12 protein-coding genes are annotated in these 15156 nt (G+C 67.1%); 8 read left to right on the forward strand and 4 right to left on the reverse strand.

The annotated features are described in order from the left end of the window. Positions 1-31: 31 nt before the first annotated feature. Positions 32-988 carry a transaldolase gene (gene tal, locus AC3WL8_RS24660; protein ID WP_013957205.1) on the reverse strand — a complete coding sequence of 319 codons (957 nt, stop codon included), beginning with the start codon at positions 986-988 and terminating at the stop codon, positions 32-34. Positions 989-1168: 180 nt separating this feature from the next. Here tal and rpiA point away from each other — a divergent pair, with 180 nt between their 5' ends. After that, a complete protein-coding gene (gene rpiA / locus AC3WL8_RS24665) occupies positions 1169-1855 on the forward strand; it encodes a ribose-5-phosphate isomerase RpiA (protein WP_013957204.1) in 687 nt (228 codons plus the stop codon). Positions 1856-1922: 67 nt separating this feature from the next. Here the strand turns inward: rpiA and AC3WL8_RS24670 are convergent, their stop codons facing one another. Together AC3WL8_RS24670 and argA are read right to left on the reverse strand one after the other, a co-directional pair. Continuing rightward, positions 1923-2195, reverse strand: coding sequence for an oxidative damage protection protein (locus tag AC3WL8_RS24670; protein ID WP_010809445.1), 273 nt, complete (start codon positions 2193-2195; stop codon positions 1923-1925). A gap of 99 nt (positions 2196-2294) precedes the next feature. Then, a complete protein-coding gene (gene argA, locus AC3WL8_RS24675) occupies positions 2295-3761 on the reverse strand; it encodes an amino-acid N-acetyltransferase (protein WP_013957203.1) in 1467 nt (488 codons plus the stop codon). Between the two features lie 23 nt (positions 3762-3784). On the opposite strand from argA, the gene hrpA reads away from it, so the two are divergent. The 6 genes from hrpA to AC3WL8_RS24705 all read left to right on the forward strand — a co-directional run bounded on the left by hrpA (position 3785) and on the right by AC3WL8_RS24705 (position 12693). Further along, entirely contained in the window at positions 3785-7822 is a 4038-nt protein-coding gene (hrpA, locus tag AC3WL8_RS24680; protein ID WP_153953629.1) for an ATP-dependent RNA helicase HrpA, read from the forward strand. 153 nt (positions 7823-7975) lie between these two features. After that, a complete protein-coding gene (locus AC3WL8_RS24685; protein WP_153953628.1) occupies positions 7976-8974 on the forward strand; it encodes a YVTN family beta-propeller repeat protein in 999 nt (332 codons plus the stop codon). A gap of 18 nt (positions 8975-8992) precedes the next feature. Then, positions 8993-9853 carry a polysaccharide deacetylase family protein gene (locus tag AC3WL8_RS24690; protein WP_013957200.1) on the forward strand — a complete coding sequence of 287 codons (861 nt, stop codon included), beginning with the start codon at positions 8993-8995 and terminating at the stop codon, positions 9851-9853. Further along, positions 9853-10827, forward strand: a complete 975-nt coding sequence (locus AC3WL8_RS24695) for a sterol desaturase family protein (protein WP_013957199.1) — start codon at positions 9853-9855, stop codon at positions 10825-10827. The genes AC3WL8_RS24690 and AC3WL8_RS24695 overlap by 1 nt, the downstream gene beginning before the upstream one ends. Positions 10828-10956: 129 nt before the next feature. Then, positions 10957-11856: an EI24 domain-containing protein gene (locus AC3WL8_RS24700; protein WP_013957198.1), complete on the forward strand. Its 900-nt coding sequence runs from the start codon at positions 10957-10959 to the stop codon at positions 11854-11856. A 12-nt stretch (positions 11857-11868) separates the two neighbouring features. Further along, entirely contained in the window at positions 11869-12693 is an 825-nt protein-coding gene (locus AC3WL8_RS24705; protein ID WP_013957197.1) for a competence/damage-inducible protein A, read from the forward strand. A 71-nt stretch (positions 12694-12764) separates the two neighbouring features. Here AC3WL8_RS24705 and AC3WL8_RS24710 read toward each other — a convergent pair whose 3' ends face one another. Then, positions 12765-13229, reverse strand: coding sequence for a rhodanese-like domain-containing protein (locus AC3WL8_RS24710; RefSeq protein WP_010809453.1), 465 nt, complete (start codon positions 13227-13229; stop codon positions 12765-12767). A 462-nt stretch (positions 13230-13691) separates the two neighbouring features. Between AC3WL8_RS24710 and AC3WL8_RS24715 the strand changes: the two genes are divergently transcribed. After that, a complete protein-coding gene (locus AC3WL8_RS24715; protein WP_010809454.1) occupies positions 13692-15107 on the forward strand; it encodes a 3-hydroxylaminophenol mutase in 1416 nt (471 codons plus the stop codon). The last annotated feature ends 49 nt before the right edge of the window (positions 15108-15156 follow it).

Raw genomic sequence — 15156 nt, forward strand, 5'->3', positions numbered from 1 at the left:
CGCCCGGGCCTGTCTTGCGCTGAACTGGCGCTTATTTTGCAATCCCGCCGATCAGCTTCTCCAGCTTGACCGCATCCGCCGCAAACAGGCGGATGCCTTCGGCCAGCTTTTCCGTCGCCATCGCATCCTCATTCAACTGCCAGCGGAAGGACGCCTCGTCGGCCGCGATGCGGGCGATATTGGCGGCCTGGGCCTGGTCCACCGACAGCTTGTGCGTCACCGGACCCTGGCCGGCGGCCAGCTGCTCGAGCAGCTCGGGGCTGATGGTCAGCAGGTCGCAGCCGGCCAGCGACAGGATCTGCGCGGTGCTGCGGAAGCTGGCGCCCATCACCTCGGTCGGGTAGCCGAACTTCTTGTAGTAGTCGTAGATCTGGCGCACCGAGCGCACGCCGGGGTCGTTGTCGCCGCCGTTGGCGGCCGCGTCCCATTGCTCGCCGGCCTGCTTCTTGTACCAGTCGAAGATGCGGCCGACGAAGGGCGAGATCAGCTGCGCGCCGGCCTCGGCGCACGCCACCGCCTGCACCAGCGAGAACAGCAGCGTCATGTTGCAGCGGATGCCGTCGCGCTGCAGGATCTCGGCCGCGCGGATGCCTTCCCAGGTGGAGGCGATCTTGATCAGCACGCGCTCGCGCGCGATGCCGCGCTGCTCGTACAGCTGGATCAGGTGGCGCGCCTTGGCCACGCTGGCCTCGGTGTCGAAGGACAGGCGCGCATCGACTTCGGTCGACACGCGGCCCGGCACGATCGCCAGGATCTCGCAGCCGAAGGCGATCAGCACGGCGTCCATCACCGCATCGACGCCGCCGTTGCCGTGGTGGTCACGCACGGCCTGCTCCAGCAGGTGGCGGTATTCGGGTTTCTGCACCGCCTTCAGGATCAGCGACGGATTGGTGGTCGCGTCCTGCGGGGTGTACTGCTTCATCAGCTGGAAGTCGCCGGTATCGGCCACCACCGTGGTGAACTGCCTGAGTTGTTCGAGCTGGTTCATGGTCGCTAGTTGGTCTGCTTGAGCGTCTGCAAAATCATTCGCGGGCATCAGGGGGGGCGCAGGTCGCACACGGGTCGCGCACCCGCCACCCCGGCCTGATCCATTGTACCGTCGCCCGCGTGACCTGCCGCCGCAATCCGCTACACTACGCGTTTCCCCCAACGCAATCTGGCTGTTGTCATGACTCAGGATGAACTCAAGGCGCTGGTCGCGCAAGCTGCCGCCGACTACGTGAAGCAGGAAGTGCCCGAAGGAGCAGTGCTCGGCGTGGGCACTGGCTCCACCGCCAATCTCTTCATTGACGCCGTGGCGGCATTCAAGGAGCGCTTCGCCGGTGCGGTGTCGAGCTCCGAGGCGTCCACGCGCCGCCTGCAGCAGCACGGCTTCAAGGTGCTGGACCTGAACGAGGTCGACGAGATCCCGGTGTATGTCGACGGCGCCGACGAGATCGACGCCAGCGGCGCCATGATCAAGGGCGGCGGCGGGGCGCTCACGCGCGAGAAGATCGTGGCCTCGGTCGCGAAGCGCTTTGTTTGCATCGCCGACGGCAGCAAGCTGGTCCAGACCATGGGCACCTTCCCGCTGCCGGTCGAGGTGATCCCGATGGCACGTGCCGCGGTGGCGCGCAAGCTGCAGGCCCTGGGTGGCCAGCCGCGCCTGCGCATGACCAAGGAAGGCGGCATCTACAAGACCGACAACGGCAATGTGATCCTGGACGTGGTCGGCCTGAAGATCGAAGACCCGCGCGGCCTGGAGCAGGCCGTCAACCAGGTGCCGGGCGTGGTCACGGTGGGCCTGTTCGCGCTGCGCGGCGCGGATGTGCTGCTGCTGGGCACCGGCGACGGCGTGCAGCGCACGGACTACTGAGCAAAGTCGTCCGCTACCAAGCAAAAGGGGTGCCTGAGGCACCCCTTTTGTCATTGGCCGGTCCGGTTCAGGACTGCGGCGGCACGTAGCCCTGGGCCTGGTCGGCGCCTTCGCCGAAGAAGTACTTCTCGGTCTGCTTGAGCAGGTACTGGCGCGCGCGCGCATCGGCCATGTTCAGGCGGTTTTCGTTGATCAGCATGGTCTGGTGCTTGAGCCAGCCAGCCCAGGCTTCCTTCGACACGCTTTGCCAGATCTTCTTGCCCAGTTCGCCGGGCAGCGGCGGGAAGTCGAGGCCTTCGGCTTCCTTGTTCAGCTTGATGCATTGGACCATGCGGGCCATGGGGACTCCTTGGTTTGTTTGTCAGGTGCTGAGGCGCTGGCGCTATTGTAGCCAAGCGGGGCCGCCAGCCGCGGCGCGGCGGCAATTGCCCCTACGGCGTCACAGTTTTTTCATCAGCACCATGGACTTGCGCTGCCAGTTGTAGAGCTTGCGCTTGTCCTCGGGCAGGTCGTCGACGTTGGCGTGGACGAAACCGCGCTTCAGGAACCAGTGTTCGGTGCGGGTGGTGAGCACGAACAGCTTCTCCAGGCCGAGCGCGCGGGCGCGGCGCTCGATGCGCTTGAGCAGGCGCTCGCCGTCGCCGGTGCCCTGGGCTTCCTGCGACACCGTCAGGCAGGCCATCTCGCCCATGTTCTCGCGCGGGTAGTCGTAGAGCGCCGCGCAGCCGAACAGCACGCCGTCGTGCTCGATCACCGAGAAGTTGGAGATATCGCGCTCGATCAGGTGGCGTCCGCGCGGCACCAGCGTGCCGTCCTGCTCCAGCGGGGCGATCAGCTGGACGATGCCGCCGACGTCATCGAGCGTGGCTTCGCGCAGGCTTTCCAGGTCGGTGTCGGACAGCATGGTGCCGACGCCGTCGTGCAGGAACAGTTCCAGCAGCACCGCGCCGTCGAGCGAATAGGGGATTAGGTGTGCACGCGGCACGCCGCCCTTGAGCGCCTTGACCAGGTGCTGCAGGTAGTTGGCCACGTCCGGCGGCAGGTGCTTGTTCTGCAGGCGCTCGACCGCGGTGCGCAGCGACATTTCCTGCATCATCTTGCCGACCGGGTCGGGCACGCCCGGCACTTCGGTGATGAAGATCAGCTTGTCGGCCTTGAGCGCGGTGGCGGTGGCGCTGGCCACGTCTTCCATCGACAGGTTGAAGGCCTGGCCGGTGGGCGAGAAGCCCAGCGGCGACAGCAGCACCACCTTGCCGTGCGACAGCGACATGCGCACGGACTCGGCGTCGATCTTGCGCACCAGGCCGGTGTGCTGGTAGTCGGTGCCGTTGACGATGCCGACCGGGCGGGCAGTCACAAAGTTGCCGGAGATCACCGACAGCTGGGCGCCGGCCATCGGCGTATTGGGCAGGCCCTGGCTGAAGGCGGCCTCGATGTCCAGGCGCAGCTCGCCGGCGGCCTCCTTGGCACATTCGAGCGCGGCGTTGTCGGTGACGCGCACGCCATCGACGAACTGTGACTCGACATGGCGCAGCGCCAGCTGTTCTTCCACCTGCGGGCGCGAGCCGTGCACCAGCACGATCTGCATGCCCATGGCGTGCAGCAGCGCGACATCGTTGACCAGCGCATTGAGCACGCCCGACTTGACCAGTTCGCCGGCGAAGGCGATCACAAAGGTCTTGCCGCGGAAGGCATGGATATACGGCGCCACCATGCGCAGCCAGTCGACGAACTGCTGGTGGTCGGGGCCGCTGCGCTCGGGGTCGGCCGCCGTGGGCGCCGGGACGGCGGGCACGGGGGAGGTCGGGGCAGGCGCGGGGAATTCAGCCGCAGGCGGCTCCGCCGGCACGGGGGCGGCGGGTGAGGAGGCAGGCGCCGTCTGCGGCGCGTCGGTTCTGGCGTTCATCCCGCGGATTATAATCCCGGCCAATGTCAGAACAACGCCCCGTCAAGCCTAAACCACCCGCCGCGCCGAGCCAGCGCGCCGGTGCCGGTCAGTCCGCCTCCCCAACCCAGTCCCGGCCGGCCCCAGGCCCGGTCAGGAAGTCGGACGTCCGTCCGCAGCCAGCCGCTGCACGGCCGGCCGGTGAGGCCGGGCAGCGCCCGCCACGCGGTCCCCGCGAGCCGCGGCCGCCGCGTGCGCCAAGGCCGGTCAACCCGCTGCCGCCCATCACCTTCCCGGAGGCCCTGCCGGTCTCCGGCCGTCGCGACGAGATCGCCGCGGCGCTGCTGGCCAACCAGGTGGTGATCGTCTCGGGCGAGACCGGCTCGGGCAAGACCACCCAGCTGCCCAAGATCTGCCTGTCGATCGGGCGCGGCCCGGGGCGCGAGGGTGGGGGGCTGATCGGCCACACCCAGCCGCGGCGCATCGCCGCGACCTCGACCGCCAAGCGCATCGCGCAGGAAATCGGCACGCCGCTGGGCGAGCACGTGGGCTACCAGGTGCGTTTCAATGACACCATGTCGTCGGGGGCGTCGGTCAAGCTGATGACCGACGGCATCCTGCTGGCCGAGACCCAGAACGATCCGCTGCTGCGCGCCTATGACACGCTGATCATCGATGAGGCGCACGAGCGCAGCCTGAACATCGACTTCCTGATCGGCTACCTGCGCCAGATCCTGCCAAAGCGCCCGGACCTGAAGGTGATCATCACCTCGGCCACCATCGATGCCCAGCGCTTTGCCCAGCATTTCGCCGCGGGCGACAAGCCGGCGCCGGTGATCGAGGTCAGCGGCCGCTTGTACCCGGTGGAAGTGCGCTACCGTCCGATCACCGAGGACGTGCCCGCCGGCGCGCCGCGCAGCCCGCAGGCACGCGAGCGCGACCTGTACGATGGCATTGTCGAGGCCGTCGACGAGCTGTGCCGCGTCGGCCCCGGCGATGTGCTGGTCTTCCTGCCCGGCGAGCGCGAGATCCGCGAAGCCGCCGAGGCGCTGCGCAAGCACCACCCGCCGCATACCGAGATCCTGCCGCTGTTTGCGCGGCTGTCGGTGCAGGAGCAGGAGCGGGTGTTCAAGCCGTCCAACGCACGGCGCATCGTGCTGGCGACCAACGTCGCCGAAACCTCGCTGACGGTGCCGGGCATCCGCTACGTGGTCGATACCGGGCTGGCGCGGGTCAAGCGCTACTCGTACCGCAACAAGGTCGAGCAACTGCAGGTCGAGTCGATCTCGCAGGCCGCTGCCAACCAGCGCGCCGGCCGTTGCGGTCGGGTTGCCAACGGCGTGTGCATCCGGCTGTATGAGGAGTCCGATTTCACCGGCCGTCCGCGCTTTACCGACCCCGAGATCCTGCGCTCGTCGCTGGCCGCGGTGATCCTGCGCATGAAGGCGCTGCGGCTGACCGAGATCGAGTCGTTCCCGTTTATCGAGCCGCCGCTGGGCCGCGCCGTCGCGGACGGCTACCAGCTGCTGCAGGAACTGGGCGCGGTCGACGACGCCAACCAGCTTACCGGCACCGGGCGCCAGCTGGCCAAGCTGCCGCTGGACCCGCGCGTGGCGCGCATGATCCTGGCCGCGCGCGAGCACCAGTGCCTGCGCGAGGTGCTGGTCATCGCCAGCGCGCTGTCGGTGCAGGACCCGCGCGACCGCCCGCAGGAGGCGCAGGAAGCCGCCGATCAGGCGCATCGCAAGTTCATGGACGAGAAGTCCGAGTTCCTGGGCTGGGTCAGGCTGTGGAAGTGGTTCGAGGATGCGGTCGCGCACAAGAAGTCCAACCGCCAGCTGCAGGACCAGTGCCGCGCCCACTTCCTGTCGCACCTGCGGCTGCGCGAGTGGCGCGACGTGCATTCGCAGCTGCTGACCACGGTGACCGAGCAGGGCTGGCGCTTGAATGACAGCGAGCCCACCTATGAGCAGGTGCACAAGGCGCTGCTGACCGGCCTGCTGGGCAATGTCGGCTGCCGCATCGAGGATGGCGACGGCAAGGGCCGCGAATACCTGGGCGCGCGCGGCATCAAGTTCCACCTGTGGCCGGGCTCGCTGATCGCGCGCAAGGTCGGGCGCTGGATTGTCGCGGCCGAGCTGGTCGAGACCAGCCGGCTGTTCGCGCGCACGCTGGCGCGCATCGAGCCGGAATGGCTGGAACAGGTGGGCCGCCACCTGCTCAAGGTCAGCTGGAGCGATCCGCACTGGGAAAAGAAGGCGGGCCAGGTACTGGCGCTGGAGCGCGCCACGCTGTACGGGCTGGTGGTCTACCAGCACCGCCGCGTGCATTACGGCCCGATGAACCCGCAGGAAGCGCGCGAGATCTTTATCCGCCGCGCGCTTGTCGAGGGCGAGTTCGATACGCGCCTGCCGTTCTATGCGCACAACCAGCGCCTGGTGCGCGAGATCGAGAACCTGGAGCACAAGTCGCGCCGCCAGGACGTGCTGGTCGACGACGAACTGATCTACGCCTTCTACGATCGCGCGATTCCCGCCGACATCTGCCAGCAGGCCACCTTCGAGCAGTGGTACCAGGCCGAGAGCGTCAGGGACCGCAAGCTGCTGTACCTGAACCGCGACGAGCTGATGCGGCACGAGGCGGCCGGCATCACCACCGACCTGTTCCCCAAGACCATGAACGTGGCCGGGGTGGGCATGGGGCTGACCTACCACTTCGAGCCAGGCAGCCACCGCGACGGCGTGACCCTGACCGTGCCGCTGTACGCACTCAACCAGGTGCGCCAGGAGCGCGCCGACTGGCTGGTGCCGGGCATGATCAGGGAGAAGGTGCACCTGCTGCTCAAGTCGCTGCCGCAGAAGCTGCGCCGCCACTGTGTACCGCTGCCGGAGTATGCCGCGGGCTTTGTCGCGCGCCAGCCGCTTGGCGAGGGCGAGCTGCTGGATGTGCTGATTGCCGATATCCGCGAGCAGACCGGCACCATGGTCAAGCGGGCCGACTTCAAGCTGGAAACGCTGCCCGCGCACCATACGATGAACTTCAAGGTGGTCGACGAGCACGGCCGCCAGCTTGAGATGGGCCGCAACCTGGCCCAGTTGCGCGCCGAGCTGGGCGGGCAGGCGCAGCAGTCGTTCCAGCGGGTGGCCGCGCAAGCCGCGGCACAGGCGGCAACCCTGGCCCCGGAGCAGGCGGCGCCGCTGGCCGCGGCCGAGCCCGGCAAGTACGAGGGCCTGACCGGGTGGACCTTCGGTGAGCTGCCCGAGCTGCTGGAGATCCGCAAGGGCAGCCAGACCCTGTTCGGCTACCCCGCGCTGGTCGACCGCGGCACGCACTGCGACGTGGAAGTCTTCGACGACCCGCAGGAAGCCGCCCGCGTCCACCACCTGGGGCTGCGCCGGCTGTTTGCGCTGCAGCTGCGCGAGCAGGTCAAGTTCATCGAGAAGAACATCCCGGGCCTGCAGCAGATGGCGATGCAGTACATGACGCTGGGCACGCAGGAGATGCTGCGCGAGCAGATCGTGATGCTGGCGCTGGAGCGTGCCTGCATGCAGGCGCCGCTGCCGCGCAACGAGGCCGAGTTCAATGCGCGCAAGGACGAGGGCCGCACCCGGCTGTCGCTGCTGGCGCAGGAGATCGCGCGGCTGGTGGGGACCATCCTGGCCGAGTACGCCGGGCTGCCGCGCAAGCTGCTGCAGGCCAAGCCGTTCGCCGGGCCCCATGCGGACATGGAAGCGCAGCTCGGGCGGCTGATGGGCAAGCGCTTTGTCGACGAGACCCCGTACACGCAGCTGGTCCATTTCCCGCGCTACCTGAAGGGCATCGCCATGCGGGTGGACAAGCTCAAGGGCGACCCGGCGCGCGACACGCAGCGCACGCAGGAGATGGCGCCGCTGGTGCAGCAGTGGCAGCGGGCCGAAAAGCAGCTGCGCACCCAGGGCCGCGGCGGCGAGGACGCGCGGCTGGAGGAATTCCGCTGGATGCTGGAGGAGCTGCGCATCGCGCTGTTCGCCCAGGAGCTGCGTACACCGGTGCCGATGTCGGTCAAGCGGCTGCAGAAAGTGTGGGAATCGATGCAGCGCTGAGCGCCGGCGCGGGGCGGAATGCCGGGGCGAACCGCAAATGGTCGCTCCGGCGCAACAATCTGCCAAAATCTTGATGGGCATCAGTCGGGCTGTCAGCGGATTCTCATGCTCAACCGTTAGAATCGCCGGTTCAGTCTTCTTCTGGCGGGTTTTATGTTTGCGCTGCAGTTCGCATTGCGTCGTGTTGTAGCTGGTGGTTTCACGGTGGGCGCCCTGGCGCTGGGCCTGCTGGCCGCACCGGCATCGGCGGAAGTGGTGGTGATTCTGAATTCGGGTGATGCAACCGTCACGCTGATCGACAAGGATACCCAGAAGGTGCTGGAGACCTTCCCGATCGGCAAGGAACCGCACCACCTGATCGCCACGCCAGACGACAAGTCGCTGATCATTGCCAACGCGGTCGGCAATGACCTGGTGTTCCTGGACCCGGTCTCGGGCAAGGTCCAGCAGCGCGTGCCCAATGTCGACGACCCGTACCAGATCGGCTTCTCGCCGGATCAGAAGTGGTTTGTCGCCACCGGCAACCGGCTCGACCGTGTCGACCTCTACCGCTGGGACGGCAAGGCGCTGAAGCTGGCCAAGCAGTTCCCGCTGGCCAAGACCCCGAGCCATATCGCCTTTACCGCCGACAGCCGCATCGCCTTCATCACGCTGCAGGACTCCAATGAGGTGGTAGCCATCGACCTGGTCACGCAGAACGTGATGTGGCGCATGGAAACCGGCTCGGCGCCGGCGGGCATCTGGGTCACGCCGGACCAGAAATACCTGCTGGTCGGCATGACCGGGGCCGACTACGTGGCCGTGATCGACTGGCGCACGCGCACGGTGGTCAAGCAGATCCAGACCGGCAAGGGCGCGCACAACTTCCGCGCGGTCGGCGACAAGCGCCATCTGTTCCTCAGCAACCGGGTCACCGGCAGCATCAGCATCATCGACCAGCAGACGCTGACCAAGGTCGGCGATATCACCGGCCTGCCGCCGGGCCCGGACGACATGGAGCTGACCGCCGACGGCAAGACGCTGTGGGTAACCTTCCGCTGGGCGCGCTCGGTCGGCCTGGTCGACGTGGCCAGCCGCAAGCTGGTCAAGACCGTGCGCGTCGGGCGCTCGCCGCACGGCATCTATTTCCGCACGCGCGCGCCGCTGTATTGACCAGGCAGGGCAGGGACCATGGACGACACCAGGGCATCGCGATCCGGACGGCTGGGCAAGCTGCTGGCCGCGCTGGCGCTTGCCTGCGGCCTGCCGTCCGCGCTGCAGGCGGCTGATGCCGCCCAGCCTGCCGCCAAGGCGTGCCCGGCCGGCACGCTCTACCTGACCTTCGACACCGGCAGCATGAGCCAGGCGCAGCTGATCGCCGACACGCTGCGCCGCCACCATATCCGCGCCACCTTCTTCCTGGCCAATGAGCCGACCGTGCGCCAGGACAGCTCGCTGGACCCAGCCTGGGCGCCATACTGGAAGACGCTGGTGGCCGACGGCCACGCCTTCGGCACGCATACCTTCGACCATGTCTACCTGCGCAGCGTGCGCGCCGGCCATGTGACCATGCGGCCGCAGTTCGGCGCGCAGGCGGGCAAGGACATGGCCATGGACGCGGTCGGCTTCTGCCAGGAGCTGCGGCGCAGCGCCGACGCTTTCCATGCCATGACCGGCGCCGCCATGGTGCCGCTGTGGCGCGCCCCGGGCGGGCGCACCGCACCGCAGACGGTGCAATGGGCCGAGCAGTGCGGCTTCCGCCACGTCGGCTGGGCGCCGGCGGGGTTCCTGGGCGATGAGCTGTCGTCCGACCGCTATCCCAACGCGGCGCTGCTGGAGCGCGCGCTGGCCAACCTGCGCGACGGCGATATCACCATGGCGCACCTGGGCATCTGGTCGCGCAAGGATCCGTGGGCGCCTGGCGTGCTGGAGCCGCTGCTCGCCGGTCTTGAGCGCAAGGGATTCTGTTTCGCGACGCTGCGCGAGCACCCGGCCTACCGCGACTGGATCGCCATGCCGCAGGCGGTGGGACAAAAGGAGGGCAGGCGGTAATGTGGGAGACGCTGAACGGCTGGATCGGCCAGGTTGAGGGCACGCTGTTCCAGGACGTGGTGCTGCCCGTGGTCTACGACCTCGGGTTTGGCCGCTATGCCGAGGAAGCCTTCACCGGCACCGAATGGCTGCTGGTGGGCCTGGTGCAGATCGTGGTGATGGCATTGATCCTGGGGCCGCTGGAGAAATGGCGCCCGGTCGAGCCGGTATCCGACCGCGCCGCCATCCGCACCGATATCTTCTACACGGTGATCCACCGGCTCGGGCTGTTCCGGCTGGCCATGTTCTTCCTGCTGGCGCCGCTGACCGACGCCCTGGAAGGCGACCTGCGGCTGATGGGCTGGCACCGCATCAATGTGGAAGACTGGTGGCCGGGCGTGACCTCGGTGCCGCTGGTCAGCTTCTTTGTCTACCTGCTGCTGTTCGACATCCTCGACTACTGGTACCACCGGCTGTCGCATTCGTTCCGCTGGTGGTGGCACCTGCATGCGGTGCACCACAGCCAGCGCCAGATGACGCTGTGGAGCGACAACCGCAACCACCTGCTGGACGACATGCTGCGCGATCTGGTGTTCGCGCTGGTGGCGCTGGGCGTGGGCGTGGAGCCGTCGCAGTACGTGCTGCTGGTGGCGTTGTCGCAGCTGCTGCAGAGCCTGCAGCATGCCAATGTGCGGCTGAACTTCGGCGCCATCGGCGAGCGGCTGCTGATCTCGCCGCGCTTTCACCGCACCCACCACGCCGTGGGCATCGGCCATGAGGCCGAAGGCGCACCGTCCAGGCTGGGCGGCTGCAACTACGGCGTGATCTTCCCGTGGTGGGACATGCTGTTCGGCACCGCGGTCTTCACCGAGACCTACCATCCGACCGGCATCCGCGACCAGCTGCCGCCGCCGCTGGGCAAGGGCCACGACTACGGTGCGGGCTTCCTGGCGCATCAGTGGTACGGCATCAAGCGGCTGCTGCGGCTGCGCTGAACCAGCGGGTCTGGAGGCAGTCCGCCGCGGCGGCAAGTGGCGTATGCTAGTGTTTCGGGTTGCCGCCGGTCCGGCCCAGTCGGACTTCTGCCGCGCCCGGCGCCTTTCCTCCTGTTTGCCTTCGACTGCATGAACGATATCTTCCGCTCGTTTGGCCGCGCGCTGGTCAGCCAGCTGCATCCCCGCATGCTGATGCTGACCGTGCTGCCTTTCGTCCTGGCCACGCTGCTGTGGGGCGGCCTGCTCTGGTGGGGCTGGGACCCCATCATGGGCGCCACGCGCAGCTTCCTGGAAACCTCCATCCTGACCAGCTGGATCTACAGCGCGCTCGACTGGTTCGGCCTGCAATCGATGCGCGCCATCGTGGCGCCGCTGTTCGTGGCGGCGTTGGCGATCCCGCTGGTGATTGCCTCGATGCTGATGTTTATCGGCGTGTTCTCGGTGCCGGCGGTGGTGCGCCACCTGGAGCGCAGCTACCCGGACCTGGCCAAGGCCCATGGCGGCAGCATCCTGGGCAGCGTGTTCCAGTCGCTGGGCAGCACGCTGGTGTTCCTGGTGCTGGTGCTGGTGACGCTGCCGCTGTGGCTGATCCCGCCGTTCTTTGCGCTGATCCCGCCGGTGCTGTGGGGCTGGCTGACCTACCGCGTGATGACGTATGACGCGCTCGCCGACCACGCCAGCGCCGAAGAGCGCAAGACGCTGGTGCGGCGTCATCGCACGCCGCTGCTGGTGATCGGGGTGGCGGTCGGGCTGCTGGGCTCGGCGCCGACGCTGCTGTGGGTGTCGTCGGCGGCAGTGATCTTCCTGTTCCCGTTCGTGCTGGCCGGCACGCTGTGGCTCTATGTGCTGATCTTTATCTTCTCGGCGCTGTGGTTCGGCCACTTCTGCCTGCGCGCGCTGGCGCAGCTGCGGGCCGAGCGCGCGGCGGTGCCGGCCCAGCCGCCGGCGCCTCAGCCGGGCAAGCCGGCGCCTGACGGCGACGTCATCGACCTGGCGCCGACCGACGTACGCCGCATCGAAAATTCCTGAAGCGAGGGCAATATGGGTTTTGGCCTGATCGTCATTGGCGACGAGATCCTGTCGGGGCGGCGTGAAGACAAGCATCTGCGCCGCACCATCGAACTGCTGGGCGCGCGCGGCCTGGCGCTGGACTGGGCCGAATACGTCGGCGACGACCGCGCCCGCATCACCGCCACGCTGCGGCGCACGCTGGCCGGCCCGGACGTGGTGTTCTGCACCGGCGGCATCGGCGCCACGCCGGACGATCACACCCGCCAGTGCGTGGCCGCGGCGCTGGGCGTGCCGCTGGTGCTGCATCCCGAGGCGCGCGAGCTGATCGCGCTGCGCATTGCCGAGACCGCCGGCGGAGACCCGGTCAAGGCCGACCTGAACCTGCCGGAAAACCAGCACCGCTTCAAGATGGGCGAGTTCCCCGAGGGCGCGCGCATCATCCCCAACAGCTACAACCGCATCCCGGGCTTTTCGGTCGGTCACCACCACTTCATGCCGGGATTTCCGGTGATGGCATGGCCTATGATGGAATGGGTGCTGGACCACGACTATGCGCACCTGTTCCACCAGGTGCAGCAGCAGGAGCGGGCCTTCTACGTGTTCGAAGCGCCGGAGTCCACGCTGACGCCGCTGATGGAGAAGGTCGAAGCGGCGCATCCGGGCATCCGCGTGTTCAGCCTGCCGTCGGTCGGCGACGTGCAGCGCGGCGACCGCTTCGCGCGCCGCCATATCGACCTGGGGGTCAAGGGCCCGGCCGATCTGCTGGCGCCGGCCTATGCGATGCTGCTCGAAGGCGTGCAGGCGATGGGGTTCGAGACCGTGGAGCAGCCGCCGCGCGAAGCGGCGCAGGCTTAAGGCGCCACGGGTCGCAAAAAGAAGAAGGGGCAGCCTTGGCTGCCCCTTCTCTCATTCTGGCCCGACCGCGATCAGGCGCCGTGCCACGGCAGTCCGCGCACGCACCAGCCTTCAACAGTCTTGCGGTGGTGGTGGTCATCGCGGTTGCCCTCGAAGCCTTCCAGCACATCCATGGCGAAGTGGTAGCCGGCTTCAGTGGCCACGCGCGCGGCGTGCTTGGAGCGCGCCGCGCTGCGGCACAGGAACAGCACCGGCACGTCGGCCGGCACGCGTGCCCTCAGCTCTTCGACAAAGCGGGCATTCTGCGCGCCGCCCGGATAGGACATCCATTCGACGTGGGCGAACTGCGCGTCGGGCACGTCTACGCCACCGACCCAATCCAGCTCGGCCTGGGTGCGCACGTCGACCAGCACGGCGGAAGGATCGTTCTGCAGCAGCGCAAAGGCTTCCTGCGGCGACAGCGCGCCGAAATACGGGAGCTGGTTCTGTTGCTGGCGCTGGCGGGCGGCCTGGAGGAGATCGTCTCGGGTGGTCATCTGCGTGACAAATTTGAGGAATGAAATGGAGGCGGCAAGACCGCAACACACTATTCTATAGCGCCGGGCCGGTTCGAAACCTGATTGCCGGCTGTCGGGGCGCCCGATGACTCTTTTTGGTGCGCACGCACTGTTACAGTGCGGCGTCTTGCTGAATGCACCATTATGGTGTTTCATTAGGAGGCGCTACACAAAAGTGCGTGTAACCGGTGCGCCACTCGGCAGCGGAGCAGCTGCTTGCACGACCGGACACTGACGCCGCCGCGGTGCGCGGTTCGCCGACGTTGCACATTTTTCGGGCTGCCGGTGGCAGTGGGGCGTTTGCATGGCACGCTTTCTGCTAACATTCCTCGTCCTTTCGTGGCTGGTCGGGACGGCGCGGCAGAGTATGCATCGGCGCCGGTGACGACAGGCCCAAGAATTGGCTTTCTCAGACTTCCGCCGAATATCCAGGAGATTGGCATGGCCCACAGCGTTGCAGACGTGATGAAGCTTGTGAAGGAAAACGACGTCAAGTTCGTCGATTTCCGTTTCACCGATACCAAAGGCAAGGAGCAACACGTGTCCGTGCCCGTGTCGCACTTCGATGAAGACAAGTTCGAAAGCGGCCACGCCTTCGATGGTTCGTCGATTGCCGGCTGGAAGGGTATCGAAGCTTCGGACATGCTGCTGATGCCCGATTCGAACACGGCCCACATCGACCCGTTCTACGAAGAGCCGACGCTGGTGCTGTCCTGCGACGTGGTCGAGCCGTCGGACGGCAAGGGCTATGACCGCGACCCGCGTTCCATCGCCAAGCGCGCCGAAGCCTACCTGAAGAGCACCGGCCTGGGCGACACCGCCTTCTTTGGCCCGGAACCCGAGTTCTTCATCTTCGACGGCGTGACCTGGAACGTCGACATGCAAGGCTGCTTCGTGAAGATCCACTCCGAAGAAGCCCCGTGGTCGTCGGCCAAGGAATTCGAGCACGGCAACAGCGGCCACCGTCCGGGCAAGAAGGGCGGCTACTTCCCGGTCGCCCCGATCGACACCTTCCAGGACATGCGTTCGGAAATGTGCCTGATCCTGGAATCGCTGGGCATCCCCGTTGAGGTCCACCACCACGAAGTGGCTGGCCAGGGCCAGAACGAAATCGGCACCCGTTTCAGCACGCTGGTGCAGCGCGCCGACTGGACCCAGATGCAGAAGTACGTGATCCAGAACGTCGCCCACACCTACGGCAAGACCGCCACCTTCATGCCGAAGCCGATCGTTGGCGACAACGGTTCGGGCATGCACGTGCACCAGTCCGTGTGGAAGGACGGCCAGAACCTGTTCGCGGGCAACGGCTACGCCGGCCTGTCGGAATTCGCGCTGTACTACATCGGCGGCATCATCAAGCACGCCCGCGCCCTGAACGCCATCACCAACCCGGGCACGAACTCGTACAAGCGCCTGGTGCCGGGCTTCGAGGCTCCGGTGAAGCTGGCCTACTCGGCCCGCAATCGCTCGGCTTCGATCCGCATCCCGTATGTCGCCAACCCGAAGGGCCGCCGCATCGAGACCCGCTTCCCGGATCCGCTGATGAACCCGTACCTGGGCTTCTCGGCGCTGCTGATGGCCGGCCTGGACGGCGTGATGAACAAGATCCACCCGGGCGAAGCTGCCGACAAGAACCTGTACGACCTGCCGCCGGAAGAGGATGCAAAGATCCCGACCGTGTGCTCGAGCCTGGACCAGGCGCTTGAGTACCTGGACAACGACCGCGAGTTCCTGACCCGCGGCGGCGTGTTCTCGAACTCGATGATCGATGCCTACATCGAACTGAAGATGGAAGAAGTCACGCGTTTCCGCATGACGACGCACCCGGTCGAGTTCGAGATGTACTACTCGCTGTAAGCGGCCCTTGCCCGGGAATGACGCAGGTTGTGACCGGGCAACAGTTGCA

The organism is Cupriavidus sp. FW305-F7, from assembly GCF_058782875.1.